The sequence below is a fragment of the Psychrosphaera sp. 1_MG-2023 genome (assembly GCF_030548245.1).
In the GTDB taxonomy this organism is placed as follows: domain Bacteria; phylum Pseudomonadota; class Gammaproteobacteria; order Enterobacterales; family Alteromonadaceae; genus Psychrosphaera; species Psychrosphaera algicola.
This window is the reverse complement of the sequence record NZ_JAUORW010000012.1, coordinates 65,599-90,077: the sequence shown is the minus strand read 5'-3', so window position 1 is coordinate 90,077 and position 24,479 is coordinate 65,599. Positions and strand designations below refer to the sequence as shown.

The window sequence follows — 24,479 nt, the reverse complement described above, 5'->3', positions numbered from 1 at the left end:
AATTATTACAGCTAATGTTGCATTAATTGCAACTAAACATAATCCGGTTACAATTCTACGCAATTTATTGTTAATGTTACCAATAAATTTATTGTAGATTTAGATTTTAGATAACCACTAACATTAAGAAATTAAATTGAATAACGTCATTTTTGGGTTATCCTCACTATAATACTGGATTTTCACAGAAAAATAGCCAAACTGTAAGTCTACAGCTATTGATTCTTTAAACCGATTAGGAATATGTTGGAATGCTGGCAACCAAGAGTATCTCGCGTCGACTACTTGTAAGTGTATTATCTGTCTACTTTGTCCTAACATTTGCAGTGACTTGTATTCAAGTTGTGGCCGAATATACCACGACCAAAAATTACATTAGTGACGAGCTAAGGACATTAGAAAATACATTCAGTGCCAGTTTAACCCGCGCTATTTGGGAACTTAATACCCCACAAGTTGTATCCATTTCTGAAGGTTTATTGGCGATCCCAATGATTGAAGGTGTATTGATCCGAGATGATCAAAGCGAATTGCTGACCCAAATGGGTCAAGTCTCAGAATTTGAGAACTCTAGAAGCAACACCTCAACAGGACATGGCAATGTCATCCATGGTGCCGATGGTTTATTTGGCTATACCTTTCCTCTCGTTTTCGAATTTTCTGGCCGTTCGACCCATGTAGGCGATGTCACCCTTTTCTCAAGTCACCATGTTGTCATCGATAGAATCATTGTCAGTATTTACTTTATGCTCGGCAGCGCAGCGACAAAAACGGCATTTCTAATTGGTCTATTTTTACTCGCATTTAGAAAACATCTTACCAAGCCACTTGGCGATTTGGTTGACCAAATTGAACGAATTGATCTCGATAACTTAGGAACAGCACAACTGCAAGTGACCGAACTTGAAGAAAGCGAATTGAGCGTTATCCAACTGTCCTTTAATAATCTCATTGGAAAAGTCTCGAGTTCCCAAGACGAATTGAAGCAAGCTCAAAAACAATTGCTAAAAACCAACGATATGCTCGACCAACAAAATTTGATGTTGGAGCAAGAAGTCGCGAAAAAAACCGCCAATCTCAGCCAAGCTATGATGGATTTGCAAAAACAGAAATATCAATTGGAAACTCAGCAAAAAAATCTTAAAGAAGAAATTGAAACTCGACGCGAAACGGAAAAAGAACTGGTTGAAAAAACCAATCAACTTGAAAACACCATCGAAAACTTAAGCCTTGCGCACGGTAAACTAGTTGAATCTGAAAAACTCGCTGCACTTGGTGGTCTCGTGGCCGGCATTACTCACGATGTAAACACACCAATTGGTGTAGGTGTAACTGCAACTAGCTTTTTAGCTGACCGCCTGAATCACATAAGCAAAAAATTTGACGACAAATCTTTAAGTGCATCTGACATGAAATGCTTTGTATCTGAAAGCAGACAGAGCATAGACTTACTCAACAACAACTTGTCACGCGCCAGCGAACTTATTGCAAGCTTCAAGCAAATTGCAGTAGACCAAACAAGTGAAGCTGTTCGTACGATCAATATTAAACAATACCTCAATGAAGTGATCACATCGTTAAAACCAAAACTGAAAAAGTCAAAACACGATATTTTTATTAATTGCCCAGACGACTTGGATATGAAAGTTCCTGCTGGTGCGGTTTCTCAAATTTTTACCAACTTCTTATTGAATAGTGTGATCCATGGCTTTGACGGTCGAGATGAAGGCCGTATCGATATCGACGTAAAGCTCGATGGCGAATATGTAGACATTATATATAAAGATAATGGCAATGGTGTCTCAGAAGAACAACTTGCGATGTTATTTGACCCATTTTATACCACCAAGCGAGAAGCTGGCGGGTCTGGGCTGGGTACAAATATCGCTTATAACTTAGTGAAGCAGACCCTCGAGGGCGACATTGAAGCCAGTTCTAAAGAAGGTGAAGGCCTAACCTATCATTTGCGAATTCCAAAATCATTGGAAAACGCCTTACCTCAGACTCACAGATAAAATGTCGATAAATTGGCTGTGATTTGAACAGCCAATTTAACATTACTCTGGTATTATCTTTGGCTCATCAAAGTTAGGGTCAAGATCATGTGGTTTAACAACGCTCATATTTACAAATTTACAAAACCGTTTACGACTAGCGAAGCAGAGTTAGTTGATTCATTTCAAGCGCACCTATTTCGCCCGTGTGGAAGCCAAGATCAACAAACTCAAGGTTGGGTTTCACCAATTCCTGGAACTGAAGGTTTAAGCCACAGCGCCAATAACAACATTTTAGTTTGTCTTAAAACCGAAGAAAAAATTCTTCCTTCGTCTGTCATTAAAGAAGCATTAGATGAAAAAGTTCAGCTGATTGAAGCAGAACGTGGACAGAAAGTCGGTAAAAAAGAAAAACAAACAATCAAAGAAGAGATCACTCAGCAATTATTGCCAAAAGCGTTTTCTCGCAATAGTCGTCTTTACGCCTATATCAATGTGACTGACCAGTTTATTGTGGTCAATTCTTCAAGCGCAAATAAAGCTGAAAACCTATTATCTTTCATGCGCCAATGTTTAGGGACTTTACCTGTTTTGCCATTCAAACCAGAGGGTGATCTAATGGCAACCATGACGTTGTGGGTTCAAAAAGATCAATTACCTGCTCCTTTCGAATTTGCCCAGGATATTGAACTAAAAGCATTAGACGAAGAAGCCGCTGTCGCAAAACTAAAAAATCACAATGTCACCGAAGAAGAAGTGCAACTGCATATTTCAAACGGTAAATTTGTCACAAAATTAGGTTTAGTTTGGTCTGAAAAATCTAAGTTTGTATTAAATGAAGAAGCCGTCATTAAACAAATTAAGTTTTTGGATATCGTAAAAGAGCAAACTGAAGATGTGCCAAATGAAGACAAATTGGCGAAGTTTGACGCCGATTACGCCATCATGACAGGCGAATTGAACCAGCTCATTTTAGAACTGGAAAAAGTCATCGTATAACAAAACATGGTCAACATACTGGGTCTATTACTGACCCTTATATGTTGACCATGCATCCCCTTAAGAAAGCGGGTAGTCCTCACCGTTTTTATCAGTAAACGCTTTTGGTACGTCAACACAACGACACAATTGTTTGCCCTTTGCGTCATAAACCATTTCATCGTCATTTCTAATCATACTGAACCAATGACGTGTTTTTTGTTCTGTTGTTTCGTCATTAGCCGCATTTTCGCCACCAAAGTTTAGCTTGTTGGTTTCTACTTGAATGTCATCGATACCGGCAATATCTTTTATTCCACGAGTCCCATTTTTATTGAAAATAAGCTCAACATGAAAACCGTCATTTTTTAACACAATCGAGGTTGGTTCGCTTTTGTGACCTGATAAAGCGACAAACTGTTTGGGATGGCTTAAGCCACTTTTGCTGCCGTCTGGGAAGAACGCCAATAAATGCGTGTAATAAATTACATAGCTACTCACATCACGATGTGAACCCGACTCCAAAGGGAAAACCTTATCTAAGAAACTTTTAGAGTACGTCATAATTTCAAGTACGCGTTTCTCGTTTAATTCAGCCAAAATGGATACTTCTTCATTTATGAACTGATCAAAACCAGACGTAGCATTAAATTCATTTTGTGAAGTGTTTGTCATATTCATTGTTCAATCCTCGTTATATGTCGGGTATTTTTAGTGCAATTCTTTTTTGTGTAGTATTTGTCCGAATTGCTTGATAAGCAGTCTAGATGAATTTACACTAAAATTTCACAATAAAAATTTCACACTGTAAATTTTACAAAATAGGAACCAAAATGCGACCGAATAAAAGCCTGTTACGTAAGTCCCATTTCCTTGGCACAAAGATACGAAATTTACGAAAGAGAAATAATTTAACCATTGAAGATTTGTCCGCACGTTGTATTCGGATTGACCCTGAATATGCACCCTCAGTTTCATATTTATCGATGATTGAACGTGGTAAAAGAGTGCCAAGTATTGATATGTTAGAGGTGGTGGCCAGTGTTTTTCAAAAGCCCACAGAGTGGTTTTTAGATGATACCCCAGAACATCAGGATATTGTGCCAGACAAAGGTAATCGAGGCGGCATAAACGGCATGCCACTTGAGCCTAGTTTTTTGTTTTCGCAAGATATTTTACAAATCGCAATACCCGAAATGCTGTCACAAACAGGTATATCCGGACGTCAATTTGCTCATTTGCTAATTCGAGCGCATCAAGAAAACAACCAAAACCATTTTCCCGATTTAGAACGCGCAGCTGAAGAAGTAGGATTAAAACGCATGCCGCTGACCATCGATGAATTATTTGCCATCGTTAAACAGGTTGGGCTTAAAATATTTTGGTTTGACGAAGCACCAAAAGAAGCGCGTGATGAATTAGGGGTCACGTCAAAAAACCTAATCACATCCTATTTTGAACCCGCCAATAAACTGTACTTAAACCGACGCCTAAAACAATACCCTCGCCGTTTGAAATATGAACTCGCGGTTTACATTGGCCATTGCATTTTACATAACAAAGAAAGTCTACGCAGTGCTCAGTCCGTTGGCAGTCAAAACAATACATCTAGTAACAGACCAACCGCGCACTCAGGCGTCGACCCACAGGATATCCTCCATGCATGGCATGACTTCGAGTCGAGCTTTTTTGCCGGCGCTCTGTTGTGCCCCAAAGTGCCTTTTAGGCAACTACTCGATCGAAACGGGTATGAAATTTCGAGTCACCAGATGGCTGATGTATCGGCCTCAGTCGCGATGCGTCGCATGACCGCGGTATCACCATATCGTCACTGGCATTATTTCGATGCATACTCTCCTGGTAAGCTTAAAGCTGTTTATCGAGGTAATGGCATCCCGCTTCCCTGGGGAAATATGACAAAAGTAGACGATCCTTGTCAGCATTGGGCTGTTTTTAATATGATTTCAGAACCAACTGAAGGCACGTCAGCGCAACTTTCAATAATGAACGTCGATGGCCAATCGAGATTGTATATTTGTGAATCCATCAAGGTTCAAGATATGGCGACTAACCACCACGTACTTTGCGCGGGTATCGATTTAACACCAGCCATTCAAGCGCAGGGAAAAGACGCAGATTCTATCACTTATGAAATCCAACAAAGTTGTGTTAAAAATGGCGGCAGTGCCGTGCTCACGCCAAAACTAAAATCCAACCTGTTGAGCGTTGCAAAAATATTAAATATTAACTGGATAGAACGGGCGATGGATAAGCAAGCTAAACTCATTTGTTCGAGGGGTAATGTGTGCCCTCGCCAACCGAGTTGCTACAACCCATGTTCGTCATAACTTTAGCGGGACTTAAATGAGTACATTATATATCACGGGCGCCGGTGTCAGTGCTGAAAGTGGCATTCCTACATTTCGAGGAGAAGATGGATTTTGGACCATAGGCAGTCAAAATTACACTCCCCAGCAAATGGCTACTCGTGAGATGTATAAAACAAATCCGAGTGAGTTTTTGACCTGGTATTACAAGCGTTTTGTTACATATCGGAACTGTGGGCCGAATGACGTCCACCATTGGTTGGCAAACAAGGATGTTGTAACTCAAAACATTGATGGCTTAGATGGTAAGGCAGGGAATACCGATTATATTCCAATTCACGGTCGTATCGACCACGTTACTTTGTTTCATACTCAAGGCCAAGATATTGATTGTTTAGCCGCGCCTTGGGATCAGGTAGACGAATCAAATTTAACCGAGTCGTTGTTATCCATTTTCAAAATTCCAGCAACCGGCCCCGAGAAATATGTATCGTTAAAGCCGTTTGTATTGCTATTTGATGAATTTTATACCGACTTGTACCGGGTATCAGCGGCTCAGAATAAAATGAAAAACGCGGCGAAAATAGTCTTTATGGGGACGTCTTTTAGCGTCAATATCACTCAAATGGCACTCGATATCGCGCGCCAGAATAGAATCCCAATTGAAGTTGTAGACCCATCACCAAGTCATGTATTACATCCGGATGTCACTTACCACGCGATGACGGCACTAGAGTACATTTCCAAGCAGGATTAGTACTCCTCTTCTGGCAATTTGTATTTCTGCAGTATTTCTATACGTTTGGTTTCAAGTGAGTCTAGCGTCTGCTGAAATTTATTTATGATCAGGTCTGGGGTTTCTTTACTAAACGCAAAATAATTACCAATTTTATTAACTTGCCAGACTATTTTATAGCGGTTTCTCAACTCGTGAAGTTCCATCAATACGTGATGTAAGCCGTGAATAGACAGCATAACCAAATCAACTCTTTCATTTTTAAGCATTAAAAAGGCTTGTTTTACATTCGACAACTTTGCTAATTTTTGATCTGGAAAGCCAATTTTGCGCAGTGACTTTTCGGAAATATCCGCTCTAACTGTGGCGACACTATATTTAAAGATGTCTTTAGTTTCTTTTATATCGATGACTGTTTTTTGTTTTGCAACTAGCACATGAGTCGATGAAAATACCGGACCAACCCACTTAAATAAGTCTTCTCTCTCCTTGGTCCGCGACATAGTAAACAGTACAGTATTAGGTGTATTTTCTAGCTGTCGATAGCCTCGCACCCATGGCACGACCAAAACGTCTTTTTTGGGTAAGGAGAGTGTCGACCAAATTTCGTGAAGCAAGTCGATGGAAACGCCCTGCAGTAAATTATCTTTATAAAAGTTTGCCGGTGGATAATTTTCTGCCACATAGTTCGTTTGATTGTGAAGTTTGAAGAGTTCAACCCACTCATCATCAGCGACCGCGGCCTGACTGAACGTAAATGACAATATCACCAATACAAGTTTAACTAAGTAACTAAATAATTTAGACATTTCCCAATATCAATCCCTGTAACTATGGATACTTTAAGTGTAACCTTCGATTACGGTTTAGCCAGTTTATTTACGATAAAATTACTGTCGCCATCGCATAATTTTGCTCATCTGAAATCGAAAGCAAAGCGCTTTTTACACCGAGGTCATCTGCTCTTTGTTTTGCAGCTAATGTTAAAGTCAATTTTGGGGCTCCCAGATCATTGTTTCGAATTTCAAAATGTTGAAATGAAATTCCACGTCCAATGCCTGTTCCCAGGGCCTTTGCGGCTGCTTCTTTAGCAGCCCAACGCTTGGCTAAATATCGGCTTGGTTCATTATCTTGCTGGAATAAGCCCATTTCATAATCTGTTAACACTCGACGAGCCAGTCTATCTGACCCTGCACACGCTTGCGTTATCCGAGCAATTTCAACAATATCTGTTCCCAAACCAATGACTGACATGGCTATATTCCCTGCCGAGCTTCATTCATTAATATTTTCATGTCACGTACCGCTTTGTCTAAACCGTCCATCGCCGCTCGGGCAATAATTGCGTGACCAATATTTAATTCATAAATTTCGGAAATTTCCGCGATAGGTTTTACATTATGATAATGTAAGCCGTGCCCAGCGTTAACAATTAATCCTTTGCTAGTCGCGTATTTAACGCCTTCAATGATTTTTTGGAGTTCTGCTAATTGCGCTTGTTCTGTTGTTGCATCAGCATAGTGACCTGTATGGATCTCAATATAAGGCGCTTTAGTCGCAACAGCTGCGTCTATCTGCGCTTGGTCGGCATCAATAAACAAAGAAACTTTTGTACCAATAGCATCAAGTCGAGTCACCGCATCGGTAATTTTGGTTAATTGACCGCAAACATCCAAACCGCCTTCGGTGGTCAACTCTTCACGTTTTTCAGGCACTAAACACACAAACTCAGGATTGACTTCCTCTGCAATACGGATCATTTCATCCGTTACCGCCATTTCTAAATTCATGCGTGTTTGTAGCGTTTTTGCCAAAACATATACGTCTCTATCTTGAATATGGCGACGGTCTTCACGAAGGTGAATAGTAATACCACTCGCCCCAGCATGCTCGGCTACAGCAGCAGCATGAACGGGATCCGGATACGTTGTACCACGGGCTTGTCTAAGTGTTGCGATGTGGTCAATATTGACGCCTAAGTGGATTTCGCTCATACAGTCTCCAAAAAAGAATTAAGCGGTTCTAAATAATTCACGGGATTTTAACGGTTTATCCCCTAAATGGCGATGCAAACATGTTTGCATAATCAATTTTAATTGTCGAAACAGTGGCTGGTGCTGACGAAATTGGTCAATTGTGATGTCTTCAAAAGGGATTTCTAATAAACTCGACATTAAACTAAGATCTTCTCCGATAAATGTATCAGGCGCAGAAATCGACCGGTTAGACAACACAAATCCACTGGCGTCAAATAACTCATATACATCGTTAAATACAATGTCATCCCCTGTCATCATGTCAGTTTCAAAGTTTAGTCCATAGCCAAGTTGCAGCAATAACTGCAATTCAAACCGGCGCAACAATAACGCCATCTGCACTGAAAAATGCGCTGCGGTGTTATCCAGTTTTGACAATGAAATAAGGGTGGATTGATATATTGAAAAAAGTTCGGGGAAAAACGCATCTGATGCACACAGACGGCAAATGATTTCATTTAAATAGAAGCCACAAAAAAGGCTTTTACCCTTTAGTGCTAACAAATGTTTAGATTGTTCTAAGTCGGCATCAATTTGTTTTAACTTTCTGAGGCCTGAAGTCCCTTGAATACCGACATTCAAGGGTCTAAAAGGTTGGAGCAGTGCAGAGCGCTGAGAGTTTTTCTTGCTCCCTTTATAGGTCACAATAGACACTCTTCCTTCATCTTCGAGTAGAACCTCTACAATAGCTTGGTTCTCTTTATAACTTCGAGAATGAAGGATAAAAGCAGATTTTATCTCTACATCAGGTGTCATTAATTAATCTTCGCCATACCCCAATGAACGCAGTGCACGTTCGTCGTCAGCCCAGCCACTTTTGACTTTAACCCAAAGCTCAAGGAAGACTTTTTCGTCGAGTAACAATTCAAGATCTTGACGTGCGTCACGGCCGATAATTTTTAGCTTTTCGCCTTTTTTACCGATAACCATTTTCTTCTGACCTTCACGTTCAACTAAGATCAAGGCATTGATGCGCCAGATTTTTTCATCCCATTTAAACTGTTCAATCTCAACAGTTACACTGTAAGGTAATTCTTCACCTAAAAATCGCATTAGCTTTTCACGAACAATTTCCGCGGCCATAAAACGAGAAGTTCTATCTGTGACATTATCTTCTGGAAAAAAGAATGGGTTCTCAGGTAAAAATTTAAGTACAGTTTCTTTTATCGGCTCAATGTTTGTCGACTTTTCTGCTGAAATTGGAATGATTTCTTCAAACTTATGTTTGGCACCTATTTCTTGCAAAAATGGCATCAATTCTTCTTTGTTTTTGATGTTGTCGACTTTATTAATAAGAAGAATACATGGCTGTTTTGAACGTTTTATTTTGTTCAATACCATTTCATCGTCTTCATGCCATTTCATGGCTTCAACAACAAACAACACCATTTCAACATCACCAAGAGCACTTGACGCGGCTTTGTTCATTAGCTTATTAATCGCGCGCTTTTCTTCTTTATGCAGACCCGGCGTGTCAACGTAAATGACCTGATCATTACCTTCCGTATGAATACCTAAAATACGGTGACGTGTCGTTTGTGGTTTTTTAGACGTGATCGAAATCTTTTGCCCTAAAATTTGGTTCATCAAGGTTGATTTACCTACATTTGGACGCCCAACAATCGCAATTAATCCGCACCGTTTAGGGTCAGATAAATCTGCACGATTGTTAAGGTTTGCCAACAAGGCGTCTAATTCTTGTTGATTATTTTCTGAATTACTCACTTTTAATTACCTCTAAAGCTAGTCGTGCTGCACCCTGTTCCGCTTTCCTGCGACTCGTGCCTGATGCCAAAACGACTTCACCATTGTCTAAAGTACATGAGACTTTAAACTTTTGATTATGTGCTTGCCCTAATACTTCTTCAACTTCATATATAGGTAAAGCGCGTTTTCTTGATTGCAGCCACTCTTGTAACTGCGTTTTTGGATCTTTTAATGCTGAATTTGGATCAACATTTTTTAATTGTTTGTCGACTAAATTAAGGACAAATGTTTTACATTCTTCCAGACCCGAATCTAAATAGACCGCACCTATAATCGCCTCAATTGCATCTTCTAGTATTGACTCGCGGCGACAACCGCCGCTTTTCATTTCGCCTGGACCTAAACGCAACCACTCGCTTAACTCGAGGTCTTTACCTACAATTGCCAAGGTTTGACCTTTAACGACTTGTGAACGCATTCGAGTCAATTCACCTTCTGTTGCTTTAGGAAAGGAAAAATACAGTTTTTCCGCAACAAACATTCCTAATAACGAATCGCCAATAAACTCTAAACGTTCATTGTGACTGCCTTTAAAACTTCGATGCGTTAGCGCCTGTACCAATAGCGACTCATCGTTAAATTGGTAACCAAGTTTTTTACATAATTGCTTATAATCTTTTTTGATCAATTTTTTTCGCCCAAAAAACAATAAGGCCAACTCGAATTAACTCTAGCAGAGCAAATTCGAGTTGGCCTGTCTTTCTTAAAGTTACTGTACTGTGCCGAGACGTGAGAAACGGATATCTACTGGAACCCAATTTGGTAACCAACTCACTTGGCCATCGTTGTAAACAAAACTCATCCAAATGAATACCGCTTTACCTACTAACTGCTCTTCGTCAACAAAACCCCAAAAACGACTGTCTGTACTATTATCTCTATTATCGCCCATCATGAAGTATTTGCCGTCAGGGACAATCCATTCACTGGCACGCGTTCCAGGTTGTTGATAAAAGCGATCTGCCATGTCTGGAATAGCTGGGTTAACTAATATTTCATGATTTACGTCACCTAATTGCTCAATGGCCGTAATCAATGGCATGCCCATATGAACAAAGGCCCCCTGCTCTTTAGCTTCCAATTCAACCGGCATCAGTTTTTTACAATTTTCTGGTTCACGGTCACAACTTGGTTGAATCGCCAATTGTTTATTACGATAAACAATGCGGTCACCTGGTAACCCAATAACACGTTTTATGTAATCAAGACGTTCATCTAAAGGGTACTTGAATACCGCAATATCTCCGCGTTTTGGTTCACCCGTAGCAACCAGTTCAGAGCGCCAAACAGGATCGTGGACACCATACGAGTATTTTTGAACCAAAATAAAATCACCCACCAACATCGTTGGCATCATCGAACCCGACGGGATTTGAAACGGTTCAAACAAAAACGAACGGAAAATAGTAATCGCCGCCAAAATTGGAAAAATGGACTGTGCTGTTTCTGCAATTGCTGGTTGCGGTGCAATTTTATCTAGCTCTTCCTGAGGAAGTTCAACACCAGAAGCTACAGCGGTTGCAACTCTTTCTCTTCTAGAAGGCGCAAACACCTTTGCATCAATGAGCCAGATCAGGCCACTCAACAAAGTGATAACCACCAGAAATACTGCGAAATATCCTGCCATACCAATAATTTCCTATTTTAGATTTACTTGCCAATTTTCAAAATGGCTAAGAATGCATCTTGTGGTAATTCAACATTACCCACTTGCTTCATTCGTTTTTTACCGTCTTTTTGCTTCTGCAATAGCTTTTTCTTACGAGAGATGTCGCCACCGTAACATTTCGCTATTACGTTTTTACGAAGCTGTTTAACCGTTGTACGCGCAATAATATGTGCACCAATTACCGCTTGAATCGCAATATCAAACATTTGGCGTGGAATAAGCTCACGTAACTTGTCAGCTAATTCTCTGCCACGACTTTGTGAAAAGTCACGGTGACAAATCATTGATAACGCGTCGACGCGTTCACCGTTAAGTAAAATATCAACACGTACCATGTCCGCAGGAGCAAAACGAGTAAAGTTATAATCTAGCGACGCAAACCCACGACTAGTCGATTTTAATCTGTCGAAGAAATCCATCACAACTTCCGCCATTGGTAAGTCATAACTTACTGCAACTTGCTTACCATGGTAGCTCATGGCGGTTTGCGTTCCGCGTTTCTCAATACACAAAGTAATCACATTTCCGAGATACTCTTGTGGTACTAAGATGTCGGCTTTACAAATTGGTTCCCGAACTTCTTCAATTTCACCTACAGAAGGAAGTTCAGACGGGCTGTCGATTTTAATTATTCCGCCGTCTTTTTTAAGAATTTCGTAGTTTACCGTTGGTGCTGTGGTGATCAAATCCAAGTCATATTCACGCTCTAAACGCTCTTGGATAATTTCCATATGCAACATACCAAGGAAACCAATACGGAATCCAAGTCCAAGTGCTGTCGAACTTTCTGGCTCATAGAACAAAGAAGCATCATTTAGGCTTAGCTTTGACAAAGCATCACGAAACGCTTCGTAATCGTCAGAGCTCACCGGAAATAAACCAGCATATACTTGTGGCTTTATTTTTTGAAAACCAGGTAACGGCTCTGGCGATGGGTTGTCTTTTAACGTTAACGTATCACCTACTGGTGCGCCCAAAATATCTTTAATACCTGCGATAATAAAGCCAACTTCACCGGTCCCTAACGTACCAGTGTCTGTTTGTTTAGGCGTGAAAATACCAACTTTATCAACGATATGAGAAGCGCCAGTCGACATGACTTTAATTTTATCGCCTTTTTTCAATTTGCCGTGTTTAATTCGAACTAACGACACAACACCTTGATAAGCATCAAACCACGAATCAATTATAAGCGCTTGAAGCGGGGCTTCAGGATCACCGACCGGTGGCGGGATATTTAATACTATATCTTCAAGTACATCTTCAATACCGATACCCGTTTTAGCAGAACATTGCACGGCGTCGAGAGCATCAATACCAACAATGTCTTCAATTTCTTCAGAAACTCGGTCAGGATCAGCTTGCGGTAAATCGATTTTATTCAAGATAGGACGTACTTCTAGGTCCATCTCAATGGCGGTATAACAGTTGGCAACCGTTTGCGCTTCAACACCCTGACCGGCGTCAACAACGAGCAAGGCACCTTCACAGGCCGCTAACGAACGAGAAACTTCATAAGTAAAATCAACGTGTCCAGGCGTGTCGATGAAGTTCAATTGATAACTTTCACCATTTTTAGCGTTATAATTTAGCGTTACGCTTTGTGCTTTTATCGTAATCCCACGCTCACGTTCAATATCCATCGAATCTAGTACTTGCGCTTTCATTTCACGATTGGTTAGTCCTTCGCAATGCTGAATTAGGCGATCTGATAATGTGGATTTACCGTGGTCTATGTGGGCAATTATTGAGAAATTCCGGATGTTCTTCATATATTTAGTGATATACCTTCGCCATGATACTGACGTAATAACAAAAACTGATCTACGCTCGACATTTTCAAGCGTATAAAAAGGGCGCAATTTTACACTGAAATGACGTTGTACTCCACTGTTAAATAACTCAGCGGGTTTTTAAACCAATAACTTCTGAGATAAAATTGTGACATAAAAAAACCAGCTCAATGCTGGTTTTTGGTAACAAAATATTTAAACCGCTTAAGTACGACTGTTTTCCGTTTTATCTAACGTCGAATTATTCGCTACAACCTCCGCCTGGACGCTGTTTGGTTTATTTTCACTATGCTGGCTCTGATTTACTTGGATCTGCTCAGCCCCTTGATTTACCGAGTTTTGTAGCAATGGCGAATTACCTGAAACTAAGTCATTTAATGTTCCACTTTCACCATCAACCATATTTAGCTCTCTTAACATGGCATCAACAAGCGGCGCATTTGCTCGATAATTAAGTGCTGCACTTGTTACCTGCTCTGAAAAACCACCACCATTGGTGCCATTGCTTTCAGTTCCCCCCTGGCTTTGACCTGCGCCATAACCCTGTAAAATCTTAATACCATCAATGTTTTGTAGAGGTTTAACGGCTTCTGCAACCACTTGAGGTAAGGCTTGTAGCATTGCCAACGCTTTTTGCAGCTCGACTTGTTCGGCGCTCAATACGTTATCAGCCTCATGCAAGGCACGTTTACCGGCGGCTTCGACTTCGAATTTTTTCTCGTCAGCTTTAGCCAATAACACAGCTGACTCTGCTTCAGCATGTGCTTTAATCTGAATAGATTCAGCATAGTCTGTTGCGGCTTGTTTTTCTGCTTCGGCTTTAACTGTGACACCGACAGCTTCACGTTCAGCTATTTTCTTCGCATCGATAACTTCAATTTGTTTTTGTCTTTCTGCTGTGGCGACTTGCTTTGCTGTTACAACCGCCTCTTCCTTTTCTACTTTCAGCTTCTCAGATTCAGCCGCTTTAGCACGTGCCGCCGACTCTTCTTCCGATTTCACAGCTACAGCAATTTGCTTTTCTTGTTGAGCGACTTCGATATCCCGCTGCTGTTGAATTTTAGCTTGTTCAATCGCATTGTTTTTTTCAATATTCCGACGTTCAATTTCTTTTTGTTTTTCGATTTCTGACGATTCAATCGCTTGTTCTTTTTCAATTTCAGCTTGTCGTTCTTCACGCATTTTTGATTCACGTGTTTTTACGATTTCTGCATTTTGCTCTGCTCGTAAAAATGCCAGCGATTTTTCTTGCTCAAGTTTAGCTTGTTGTTCATCTTTACTAATATCTAGTGATTCACGCGACGCGTCTAAATTACGGCGTTCAACTGCAATCCGGTTGGTTTGCTCAACGTCATTTGTTTCTTTTTTCTTTTCTTCAATAATACGTGCCAGTTTTGCACGACCTTCTGCATCAAACGCGTTGTTTTCATTGAAATATTGCAAATCGGTTTGGTCAAAGCCGGTGAGAGAAACCGTCTCCAGTTCAAGACCATTTTTTTCTAAGTCGTTAGCGACATTCACTTGCACTTTCTGTACAAATTCAGAACGTTGTTCATGCATTTCTGTCATTGACATTTCAGCGGCCACTGCACGTAAAACGTCAACAAACTTAGATTCCATTAACGCTTTAAGTTCCTCAACACGTGTCGTACGAATGCCGAGAGTTTGTGCTGCCATAGCGATCGATTCTTGATTTGGCGCAACGCGTAAATAAAAGTCGGCTTTAACGTCGACCCGCAATCGATCTTTGGTGATAAGGGCTTCAGATTTCGTTTTTTCCACTTCAATTCGTAGCGTGTTCATGTTTACTGGGATTGTATCGTGCAAAACTGGCAACACTAATGCGCCACCATCTTTTACGACTTTCTCACCACCAAAGCCGGTACGAACAAAGGAAACTTCTTTTGTTGCTCTGACATACAATTTAGCGAAAATCAGCCCTATTGTAAGTAAACCGACCACCACTGCTACTGCAATAATTAATATAAGTTTCATATCCGTTGTAATACTTTCCATATCCATCTCCATTTTGTAAGAGTTAACTTTTGTTGATTTATTTGACTTACTTTTTGTATTTGGGAGGCGCTGACACGCCATCCATTTAGAATAAACTTATTGAGTTAAACAAGATTAATCAAACCGTGTTACCAACCACCGAGAACCTTCTTTAACTACAAGAACAACGTTTTCGCCTTGGCTAAATTCGTCTTCTTCAATAGGTTCTACTAACACATAGTGTTTTTGATTAAATTCGTCTCTAATCATGGCTTCTGCAGGTTGACCTAGCTTCGCCGTGCCAACTGTGATGTTTGCAAGTAAACCGGCAAAGGATTCTTTCGATACTGCTGAGGATTCTTCTTTTGGCATAATCTCTGCCAATTTAGTACAGACTTTGCTATTTAAGAAGAGCGAGATAACAAGTGTAATGCCACCAGCTAAAAGTTTTGCTATTGAAACATCGAGTACAAAAAAGACAATATAACTCAAGCAATAGCCAACAATGGCAAAGACTGTTAAAAAGCTCACGAGCCAAATTAACAAGGGTAATTTTTTTAGACCTAACCAGCCCAAAATATCCAATGACACTGATGCGCTGCCAGAAAGACTCGCTGTCGTGTCAATATCTGCACCACTGTCGAATAGATGAGAAAAGGAAAAGCCAACCAGTTGACCGGCAAGTTCGATAAACAACAATATTAATACGATTGATAAAGCGATGGTGTAGTAACTGTTAAATGATGCAAATAGAAATTCACTCATTGGTTATTCTCCCTATAACGTGCGCTTATAAATTACAAACGTAACCTATGAGACACAAAAAATCCATTATTAATTAGTTTTTTCTTTTAGTTCAGTTGTTTAATTTCAATTGATTGTGGAATAATTTTCAATAATTGCGGTAGCAGAGCAGTGTCCGACAAATTACTCAGTTTTAACTTGGCCAAATAGAAACCCAATGCGCCACCTGCAAAGGTAAAAAGTATTACCATAGGTTCGGTCACTTCAATCAAATTTGCCAACCAATACTGTGCCGAAAAGGCAAAAAACATTGCAGTTATAAGTGGCAGAATATACATATAAAACGCACCACTAACTATCGTATCTTCTGCAATACCAATTTCAACAACGGCTCCGTTTTCAGCATTTAAATGATTTACCACTTTATTGACAACTGACTTACCGGCTACAGCGCTTGCAATAGCACTTGTGCCACAATTCGACTTGGCCGCACAACTTGAGCAGGTTGACTTGATTGACGTTTCAACCCATGCAAATTCACCTTCGAGTTGGACAACAACCCCCTGCTCTTTAATCATTATGGTTGTTGAACCGCTTTCACTGAGCTGGCAATTTTTACGGCGATTTCTTCTGGCACTTTACCAACAACGGTCACGTCAAACCCATTAGCGTGCACCATTGCAAACGATGTTGCACCATCTCGTAACACTAAAGGTCCATTAAAACTCTCCAGTGGTCTTTGAACGTAGATAGATACTTCAACCAAGCCATCGCTATATAGATAATAATCAGAAACTTCACGACTTATAGAGACATGATGACGGTCACTTTTGATCAACTTAAAGCCGTTTGGTAACCATGACATATTCCAATTATTCGTTTCCTGACGCTGGGCGATCAATGCCTCTGTAGCCGGTGGTGTTGAGAATTCAAAAAGTTTTGTAATCTCTGGTGCCGGCTCTTTGTGCAACGTTAAGTGAGTCATAAGAACTTGTTCTTTAACATCGCCTACTTCGTCGACAAAGGCTAAACGTAGCGGTAAACCGCTTAATACGTCGATCCAAATCCAGTAGTTATAGGCATGTTTGCTTACCGATTCAATACGGATAAGTTGCGCAGAACGGCCTGCGATTTGACTTTTACTCACCAACACAAACTGATAGCTATTAATGAGTTGTGCTGCATTTTTATAAAAAACTGGCGGGATAAAACTTCGAATGCTTGTACTTTTAACAGAATACGGTTCTTTGTTAGGCTCCACAAATGTCACAGTATCGCCTTTACGAATCGTCATAACGCCGCCACCAATAAGGGGGGATACTCGCTCTACTTCTGTACCAGTGCTTTCTTCAACACCATGGACCCATTGAAAAGATTCGGTTTTTTCACCTTTTAAAGTGACAATGCCCGCCTCAAAGTTGGTTTGAGTTAATGCCATTCGTAATTTAGATAACCAGAAGGCCGCATTAACTTTTTCAGTCGTCGCTGCAATATCGGTAGGAATAGCGGGAGAGGCAAATGCTGTGCTGGTAAACAGCAAAAACAAACAAATAATGGAAGACTTAGCTGCCACAAAAATACGATTAAAATAAGTAGTGAAGCTAAACGAAAACAAAGGGACCACGGGATTTCCTTATAAACAAGAACGCCCGTAATTCTATCGAGTTACAGGCGTTTTTACACTAATTGATTTTAACTTTACATCATTAGACAAATTGAATTTAGTTATCGTTCTCTTCTTTGTCTTTATCTAGCTCTTCATCTTCAGCAACTCGAAGTTGTTGATTATGGTCAGCCATCAACGCATTAATGCGAGTTTGGGTCACTTGGTTGGCTGAAGGTTTAGCTTTTAAGCCATCCGTCGACACCGGTGAAATACCATCAATAAGCGGTGTTGTATTTAATACCGGAGAAGGCATTAGATTATTTTGTGGTGCCATGTTGCTCACCCCAAATACCGCAACAAGTGCAACTGACGCGGCAATTGCCATTTGGCCCATGCCTTTACCAGTAGAGCTAGACGTGAAACTCTTAACCTTACCAGTAATACGCTGATGCCATTTAGGATGCGTATTTATTGCAACAACAGAATCTGAAGCAACGCTCGATTCTAATCCGGCATCCTGTTCCAAACCTTCTATTGCGGCTTGAATACTCATGGAAAACGCATTGTCTGTAACCAACTGTTGTTCGTTACGTAATACATCGCCAATCAATCCATAACGCCCAAACGTTGCCGTTTGCTCATCACCTAGAACATCCATTGTCTGTTCTATTTCAGATTGATTTACTTCATCATCCAGTAATGCGGAAAGAGATTCTAAATTATTGTTAGTCATAAATACGACCGACTCCAGTTATTACTGTATTGCTTTTAGTAAAACCTAAATGCTCACCAAAACAAAACAATTATCAAATAATTAGGTGCTAGTTAAAACACCTAGCAATTTTTAAACCTGTTTTAACGATTATCTAACAACGGTTGCAATTTAATATCAATTGCATCCCTTGCTCGAAATATCCTAGACCTTACGGTCCCAATCGGACATCCCATCGCTGCTGCTATATCTTCGTAACTCATGCCATCTATTTCCCTTAATTGAATCGCTACTCTCAGCTCTTCAGGGAGGCTTTCCATGGTGTCAAAAATTACATGTTTAATTTCTTCTGTTAATGCCAACCGTTCAGGTGATGCGTTTTCTCTAAGGGCATCACTTGTTTCGTAATATTCGGCGTCTTCTGCATCAACGTCTACGTTTGTGGGTCTGCGCCCCTTGGCCATTAAATAGTTTTTTGCACTATTTACAGCGATTCTGTACAACCAAGTGTAAAAAGCCGCTTCTCCACGAAATCCAGGTAATGCGGTATATGCCTTGATAAATGCGTCCTGCGCAACATCTTGTACATCCCCGTTATGCCCCAAATATCTAGAAACTAAGCTAATGATTTTGTTCTGGTATTTTCTAACCAATAAATCAAAGGCCTTTTTATCACCAGCTTGCGCTCGCCTTACCAGTCCTAAATCTTTGCTTTGCTCGCTCATTCGAGCTACTACTCCCAGTTTATTAGAGTTGATAATCTGATATCATCCCTATCTGTTACAACTATGACCTGCTGAATTTAAAAAAGTTCGAATATATTTACTTTTTTTTGTAAAAAACTCGAAATCTCTTATTTTTCAAGATCTCATAGCGGGATTATAGTGGTTTGAGCCATGCCATTCCATTTAATTATACGGTTACTAAGTGACTAAATAGTAATATGGGATAACACTCCACCACTTATGAATTTTAATTTAACTGGCCAATTACAGATGAATGACAAAATCCAACATAAAATAGATTGTTTAATTATCGGCAGTGGTGCCGCTGGATTGACTTTAGCGCTAAGTATAGCCGATAAAGCATCAGTCATTATATTGAGTAAGTCCGAACTGAAAGAAGGTTCGACGCTATATGCCCAAGGTGGTATAGCCGCCGTTTTTGACGAGAATGACAGTATTGAATCTCATGTTCAAGATACATTAATTGCCGGTGCAGGCTTATGTAATGAAGAAGCAGTGCGATTTACAGCAACCAATGCAAAAACGTCAATGCAATGGCTAATTGACCAAGGCGTACCATTTGATCAAATTATTGCCCAGGATGGTTCAACTCGATTTCATCTAACCCGCGAGGGCGGTCATAGTCATCGCAGAATATTGCATGCCGCAGATGCGACAGGTAAAGCAGTACAAACCACTTTGCTTGACCGAGTACGAGCCCACCCAAACATTTTTCTATTTGAACGTTTCAATGCGCTTGATTTGGTCACAAGCAAAAAACTTGGTAAAAAAGACAAGCGGGTGCACGGCGCTTATGTTTGGAATAGATCAAAAGAGCGGGTCGAAACCATTGAAGCTAAGTTCGTTGCGGTTGCGACAGGTGGTGCCAGTAAAGTTTATCAATATACGTCAAACCCCGATATTGCCAGCGGCGATGGTATTGCAATGGCATGGCGTGCCGGTTGTCGTGTCGCCAATATGGAGTTTAATCAATTTCATCCAACAAGTTTATACAATGATAAAGCACAAAATTTCCTTATTACTGAGGCAATGCGTGGTGAAGGGGCCTATCTAAAACGTCCTGATGGCACTCGTTTTATGCCTGACTTTGACGAACGTGAAGAACTCGCACCTCGAGATATCGTGGCACGGGCAATCGACTTTGAAATGAAACGCCTTGGTGCTGACTGCATGTACCTTGATATAAGTCATAAAGATGAAACTTTTATCTTGGAACATTTTCCTACGATTTACGCCACATGCCTAAAAGTAGGTATTGATATTACTAAAGAACAAATTCCAATTGTCCCTGCAGCACATTATACCTGTGGCGGTGTTGTTACTGACTTAAACGGCAAAACAGACTTAGACAACTTGTTTGCTATCGGTGAAGTGGCCTACACAGGGTTGCACGGCGCAAATCGCATGGCCAGCAACAGCTTGCTGGAATGTATTGTATTTGCCCATGGCGCGGCGAGTTCAATTCTGGCTGAAATAAACAATATCAGTGAACCCGATCCAATTTCGATGTGGGATGAAAGTCGCGTAACCATCTCAGAAGAAAACATTTTTATCAGTCACAACTGGCACGAACTCAGATTACTAATGTGGGATTTTGTCGGTATTGTCCGTTCCAATCGCCGCTTACATAAAGCGATTACTCGGATCGAATTGATAAAACAGGAAGTAGACGAGTTTTACGCTAATTTCAAAGTGAGTAATAACTTGCTTGAGTTACGTAATTTGGCACAAGTAGCGCAACTTATTGTGCTGTGTGCTTTGGAACGAAAAGAAAGTCGTGGGTTACATTTTAACAAGGATTATCCTGATACCTTAGACATCGCAACTCCAACGTTTTTATCACCGGACAAAGATGCCTAGTTTAACCAAACGATTTATGTCGTAATTAAACTTACTAAAATATTGACCACTAAACGCGCCAATTTAGGTTAGCTTATTGGCGCTGGTCGATTACATCTAAGGCAAATCCGCCTTAACCGACACCAATCACTTGCCATTATTTGATCAGAATAAAGCGTTAGCCAAGTAATTTGAGCCGACAATCTATTTTGTAATTTGATATGCAAACAACCAAATAACACCCAACTCCCCGACTGTATTTGCATGTCTTGCGACAATTCATAAGTGCTAGGCATAGAATCAATTTTCAATGGTTTGGCGGCAGTTGTCATTGCTGGCCTATTGCTATGTCGCGCAATAAATACAAGGTTTACTTGGCCTTTTTCAGTTAGTAGGAGAAGATGTGGTGTCGGACGTTTTGAAAACACCAAAAAGATGAATAGGCCAGATAGCGCAATCAGCAAACTACTTAGTGATAACAATAGAGTATTTAAATGCGGTGTTATTAAGACACTAACTACAACTAAGAAATAAAGCGCAAAATACAACCTGTGTCGCACTTTATTGGTTGTTGCAACGGCTACCCTAAAGTAAGACGAATCATCCATGATCCTATTCTCGTTAACTCACTTTAACTCTATTTAATATGAGCTCAACCATGCCGCGTAATTCCTCGTCTGGACAAATTTCATGTCCCATAAACCAGGCAAACAACTCTGGATCTTCACTCGCCAATAACCGCTGAAAAGTATATCGCTGCTTTTCGTTTAACGCGTCATATGCATCGTCAACAAACGGTTCAAACAATACATCGAGTTCTAACATACCGCGTCGGCATGCCCATTTAAGTTTTGGCTTGGAATCTAATTGAAATTTTGTGCCGCTCTCATCTACATATACGACTTGTGCTTTTTTTTCCGTCATCAACCGTCTCGATTATCATTTTGAAGGCCTATGATACCAAAAGTTTGAGTTTAAAATATAGCTGGACTTCAGCTTATATTCTTTTTGTCCAAATCAACTTGGCATTTAATCATGTTTTACGACAACCCCCATTTCTCAGCTCTGATAGACTAATTAACAAAATCAATTGGAATTTGTAAATTCATCCCCATAGAAGTAGGCAATTCGTAAAAATTGGACTAAACCATGTCAATGACCGTTTCCTTAACTCAATACAGTGTGATTAAACTCTCTGGGGTGGACGCCACCTCGTTTTTACAAGGTCAAGTTTCTTGTGACGTCACAAAGTTGACGGACGCAAATTGGCTTGCCGGTAGTCACTGCAATGCCAAAGGCAAAATGTGGTCGACCTTTATCGCTAAAAAAATTGACGATGCACTTTATCTAATCGCGACCAAAGACAGTGCTGCAGCATCATTAGCTGAACTAAACAAATACGGTGTTTTTGCAAAAGCGGATATCGTAGACGACACCGCTAACTGGCACGTTTATGGTTCAGACCACGTCAATGCCCAAGGTTTTAACTTTGAATTGGCACCTGGACATGTCTTAATTTTAAGTAAAGATGAAATCGAAACCAGCGGTGATGCCGCCCAATGGTGGCATCAAGAAGTCCTAAGCGGACGCGCACATCTGTACGCCAAGACAATTGGTGAATACGTACCTCAAATGCTGAACCTCCAAGCGTTAGACTATATTTCGTTTAACAAAGGTTGCTATATGGGACAAGAAACTGTCGCCAGAATGCGCTACTTGGGCAAAAACAAACGTGCATTATTTGTCGCTTCAATTGACCAACCTGTTGAATTTGAAATTGGCCAAGACGTGTACGTTGCGTTAAATGGCAATCGCAGAGCGCAGGGTAAAGTGATAAACTTCTCTAACTATCAAGGTGAAACCGCCGTGCAACTCGTGTTGCCAAAGGACATCGAACAGCAACCTATTTATATAAACCAAGATGATGATACGGCACTAAGTTTACTTGAATTGCCCTACTCTCTTGCAGAAAACTAAGGCTAAAAATGAAAATTACAAATAACTCCGTTGTTAAAATGCATTACGCGGTAAAAGATAGCGAAGATACTCTAATTGACAGTTCTTATGACTCACAACCAATCGAGTTTATTTTAGGGACAAAATTTTTAATCGAAGGATTAGAAAAAGAGTTAATTGACCATGTTGTCGGCGATACATTTGAAGTTAAAGTTGCCGCTGAAGATGCATATGGCGAACGTTTTGACGGTCTAGTACAAAAACTTGGTAAAGAGTTGTTTGCAGACTTTGAAGTTGAAGTTGGCATGCAATTGCGCGCTGGGACAGACAATGGTGAGCAAACGGTTATCGTTGTCGCAAAAGACGACGAGAGTGTAACTGTTGACGGTAACCACCCTCTTGCGGGAATCGACTTAGCATTTGACGTTGAAATACTAGAGGTGCGTGAAGCAACTCAAGATGAACTTGCCCACGGTCATGTTCATAGTGCAGGCGGATGTGGCCACTCTCACTAGGCGCATCAACTGTTTGGGTTAATGTTGCAAAGTGTGACATTAGCTCAAAATTTACAGTTAGTATTTATCTGTTCATTCTTGTCTTCAAAATAATATCTCCAATAACAATAGTTGATTCGCATAACTGTTAATCACCATAGGCTAGGCCATTATTAACGTGCAGCTGATTTTCCTTATTTTATTTGCGCTCTTTGCTTTTGCTGGCAATTCTATTTTTGGCCGTTTAGCGTTAGGTGATAACCACATCGACCCCATAACGTTCACCAACATTAGACTAATATCTGGTGCTATTGCATTAGCTATTTTCCTTTTTGCAAAGAGACAAAAATTGGCATTGAATCGGAAGTCGAATTGGCTTTCTTCATTATGGTTAATGGTTTATGCCTTTTGCTTTTCACTTGCCTATGTCTCACTAGATACTGGCACAGGGGCACTAATATTATTTGGCGCTGTACAGATAACCATGTTTATTGCTTCTGCATTGCAGGGAAAATCGACATTAGCCATTGAGAAGTTTGGCGTAGGATTAGCCTTTTTGGGGCTCGTAGTTTTGGTGTTTCCGGAGTTAACATCACCGAGTATTGTTGGGTTTATCCTAATGGCCCTGTCAGGTATGGCCTGGGCAGTTTATACGATTCGTGGAAAAGCTGGCTCTGATCCAAGCATTGATACTAGCTTTAACTTTATTTACGCCGTACCAATCTGCCTGCTTGTTGCGCTTTTTAATTTAGACACAACTATTATCAATCAGACAGGGGTTTTGCTTGCGATCGCATCTGGTGTATTAGCAAGTGCGGCTGGCTACACGGTCTGGTACATCATATTAAAACATATCAACGTACTACAGGCCGGCGTTATACAACTTGCCGTTCCGATTATTGCAGCGGTTGGTGGCTTAATATGGGCTGATGAAGCAATAACGTTGCGGCTCGTTGGTGCATCCGTATTGGTTATTGGCGGTATTTTTCTTGTATTAGCGAAACCATTTAGCCAAAAAAGTTCGAGTGTAAGAAACAACTAAAGTCGAATATGGCTGTACCTGTGCGGAATATTCTCCGCTTAACGT

25 protein-coding genes are annotated in these 24,479 nt (G+C 40.5%); 8 read left to right on the top strand and 17 right to left on the bottom strand.

Annotation, left to right across the window (positions count from 1 at the left end):
- Positions 1 to 254 precede the first annotated feature (254 nt).
- Entirely contained in the window at positions 255 to 2,015 is a 1,761-nt protein-coding gene (locus Q4575_RS12670; protein WP_303523153.1) for an ATP-binding protein, read from the top strand.
- Positions 2,016 to 2,102: 87 nt separating this feature from the next.
- Positions 2,103 to 2,993, top strand: coding sequence for a recombination-associated protein RdgC (rdgC, locus tag Q4575_RS12665; RefSeq protein ID WP_215965313.1), 891 nt, complete (start codon positions 2,103 to 2,105; stop codon positions 2,991 to 2,993).
- Between the two features lie 60 nt (positions 2,994 to 3,053).
- Here the strand turns inward: rdgC and Q4575_RS12660 are convergent, their stop codons facing one another.
- Positions 3,054 to 3,653: a malate synthase gene (locus Q4575_RS12660; protein WP_252736770.1), complete on the bottom strand. Its 600-nt coding sequence runs from the start codon at positions 3,651 to 3,653 to the stop codon at positions 3,054 to 3,056.
- Between the two features lie 152 nt (positions 3,654 to 3,805).
- On the opposite strand from Q4575_RS12660, the gene Q4575_RS12655 reads away from it, so the two are divergent.
- Entirely contained in the window at positions 3,806 to 5,320 is a 1,515-nt protein-coding gene (locus Q4575_RS12655; protein ID WP_215965312.1) for a DUF3612 domain-containing protein, read from the top strand.
- 16 nt (positions 5,321 to 5,336) lie between these two features.
- Complete coding sequence (locus Q4575_RS12650; RefSeq protein ID WP_303523123.1) at positions 5,337 to 6,056, top strand: Sir2 family NAD-dependent protein deacetylase; 720 nt, start codon at positions 5,337 to 5,339, stop codon at positions 6,054 to 6,056.
- On the opposite strand, the gene Q4575_RS12645 is transcribed toward Q4575_RS12650, so the two are convergent.
- The 14 genes from Q4575_RS12645 to rpoE form a co-directional block, all read right to left on the bottom strand.
- A complete protein-coding gene (locus Q4575_RS12645) occupies positions 6,053 to 6,844 on the bottom strand; it encodes an ABC transporter substrate-binding protein (RefSeq protein ID WP_303523122.1) in 792 nt (263 codons plus the stop codon). The genes Q4575_RS12650 and Q4575_RS12645 overlap by 4 nt on opposite strands.
- A 70-nt stretch (positions 6,845 to 6,914) precedes the next feature.
- Complete coding sequence (acpS, locus tag Q4575_RS12640) at positions 6,915 to 7,289, bottom strand: holo-ACP synthase (protein ID WP_215965309.1); 375 nt, start codon at positions 7,287 to 7,289, stop codon at positions 6,915 to 6,917.
- 2 nt (positions 7,290 to 7,291) lie between these two features.
- Positions 7,292 to 8,029, bottom strand: a complete 738-nt coding sequence (gene pdxJ / locus Q4575_RS12635; RefSeq protein ID WP_215965308.1) for a pyridoxine 5'-phosphate synthase — start codon at positions 8,027 to 8,029, stop codon at positions 7,292 to 7,294.
- A gap of 18 nt (positions 8,030 to 8,047) precedes the next feature.
- Entirely contained in the window at positions 8,048 to 8,827 is a 780-nt protein-coding gene (gene recO, locus Q4575_RS12630; RefSeq protein ID WP_215965307.1) for a DNA repair protein RecO, read from the bottom strand.
- 3 nt (positions 8,828 to 8,830) lie between these two features.
- The gene (gene era, locus Q4575_RS12625) at positions 8,831 to 9,757 is read right to left on the bottom strand and encodes a GTPase Era (RefSeq protein ID WP_252736776.1); all 927 of its coding nucleotides are present in this window, start codon (positions 9,755 to 9,757) and stop codon (positions 8,831 to 8,833) included.
- Positions 9,758 to 9,788: 31 nt separating this feature from the next.
- Positions 9,789 to 10,463, bottom strand: coding sequence for a ribonuclease III (rnc, locus tag Q4575_RS12620; RefSeq protein WP_272182659.1), 675 nt, complete (start codon positions 10,461 to 10,463; stop codon positions 9,789 to 9,791).
- 84 nt (positions 10,464 to 10,547) lie between these two features.
- Entirely contained in the window at positions 10,548 to 11,465 is a 918-nt protein-coding gene (lepB, locus tag Q4575_RS12615) for a signal peptidase I (protein WP_303523121.1), read from the bottom strand.
- A 23-nt stretch (positions 11,466 to 11,488) separates the two neighbouring features.
- Positions 11,489 to 13,279, bottom strand: a complete 1,791-nt coding sequence (gene lepA, locus Q4575_RS12610) for a translation elongation factor 4 (protein ID WP_303523120.1) — start codon at positions 13,277 to 13,279, stop codon at positions 11,489 to 11,491.
- Positions 13,280 to 13,504: 225 nt separating this feature from the next.
- A complete protein-coding gene (locus Q4575_RS12605) occupies positions 13,505 to 15,316 on the bottom strand; it encodes a flotillin family protein (protein WP_215965303.1) in 1,812 nt (603 codons plus the stop codon).
- Positions 15,317 to 15,430: 114 nt separating this feature from the next.
- Positions 15,431 to 16,060 carry an OB-fold-containig protein gene (locus tag Q4575_RS12600; RefSeq protein WP_303523119.1) on the bottom strand — a complete coding sequence of 210 codons (630 nt, stop codon included), beginning with the start codon at positions 16,058 to 16,060 and terminating at the stop codon, positions 15,431 to 15,433.
- Between the two features lie 86 nt (positions 16,061 to 16,146).
- The gene (locus Q4575_RS12595; RefSeq protein WP_215965301.1) at positions 16,147 to 16,617 is read right to left on the bottom strand and encodes a SoxR reducing system RseC family protein; all 471 of its coding nucleotides are present in this window, start codon (positions 16,615 to 16,617) and stop codon (positions 16,147 to 16,149) included.
- The gene (locus Q4575_RS12590; protein ID WP_303523118.1) at positions 16,617 to 17,663 is read right to left on the bottom strand and encodes a MucB/RseB C-terminal domain-containing protein; all 1,047 of its coding nucleotides are present in this window, start codon (positions 17,661 to 17,663) and stop codon (positions 16,617 to 16,619) included. Before Q4575_RS12590 ends, Q4575_RS12595 begins: the two co-directional genes overlap by 1 nt.
- Before the next feature lie 97 nt (positions 17,664 to 17,760).
- Positions 17,761 to 18,378 carry a sigma-E factor negative regulatory protein gene (locus Q4575_RS12585; protein WP_272181748.1) on the bottom strand — a complete coding sequence of 206 codons (618 nt, stop codon included), beginning with the start codon at positions 18,376 to 18,378 and terminating at the stop codon, positions 17,761 to 17,763.
- Positions 18,379 to 18,500: 122 nt separating this feature from the next.
- On the bottom strand, positions 18,501 to 19,082 hold the full coding sequence (rpoE, locus tag Q4575_RS12580; RefSeq protein ID WP_215965298.1) for an RNA polymerase sigma factor RpoE: 582 nt from the start codon (positions 19,080 to 19,082) through the stop codon (positions 18,501 to 18,503).
- A 270-nt stretch (positions 19,083 to 19,352) separates the two neighbouring features.
- Between rpoE and nadB the strand changes: the two genes are divergently transcribed.
- A complete protein-coding gene (gene nadB / locus Q4575_RS12575; protein ID WP_215965297.1) occupies positions 19,353 to 20,963 on the top strand; it encodes an L-aspartate oxidase in 1,611 nt (536 codons plus the stop codon).
- Between the two features lie 68 nt (positions 20,964 to 21,031).
- Here the strand turns inward: nadB and Q4575_RS12570 are convergent, their stop codons facing one another.
- Together Q4575_RS12570 and Q4575_RS12565 are read right to left on the bottom strand one after the other, a co-directional pair.
- Positions 21,032 to 21,550: a hypothetical protein gene (locus tag Q4575_RS12570; protein WP_303523117.1), complete on the bottom strand. Its 519-nt coding sequence runs from the start codon at positions 21,548 to 21,550 to the stop codon at positions 21,032 to 21,034.
- Between the two features lie 13 nt (positions 21,551 to 21,563).
- A complete protein-coding gene (locus Q4575_RS12565) occupies positions 21,564 to 21,866 on the bottom strand; it encodes a succinate dehydrogenase assembly factor 2 (RefSeq protein WP_215965295.1) in 303 nt (100 codons plus the stop codon).
- A 225-nt stretch (positions 21,867 to 22,091) separates the two neighbouring features.
- Between Q4575_RS12565 and Q4575_RS12560 the strand changes: the two genes are divergently transcribed.
- The 3 genes from Q4575_RS12560 to Q4575_RS12550 all read left to right on the top strand — a co-directional run bounded on the left by Q4575_RS12560 (position 22,092) and on the right by Q4575_RS12550 (position 24,434).
- Positions 22,092 to 22,919, top strand: coding sequence for a folate-binding protein YgfZ (locus Q4575_RS12560; RefSeq protein WP_215965294.1), 828 nt, complete (start codon positions 22,092 to 22,094; stop codon positions 22,917 to 22,919).
- 8 nt (positions 22,920 to 22,927) lie between these two features.
- Positions 22,928 to 23,413, top strand: coding sequence for a peptidylprolyl isomerase (locus tag Q4575_RS12555; protein ID WP_215965293.1), 486 nt, complete (start codon positions 22,928 to 22,930; stop codon positions 23,411 to 23,413).
- A gap of 157 nt (positions 23,414 to 23,570) precedes the next feature.
- Positions 23,571 to 24,434: a DMT family transporter gene (locus Q4575_RS12550; RefSeq protein ID WP_215965292.1), complete on the top strand. Its 864-nt coding sequence runs from the start codon at positions 23,571 to 23,573 to the stop codon at positions 24,432 to 24,434.
- Positions 24,435 to 24,479 lie beyond the last annotated feature (45 nt).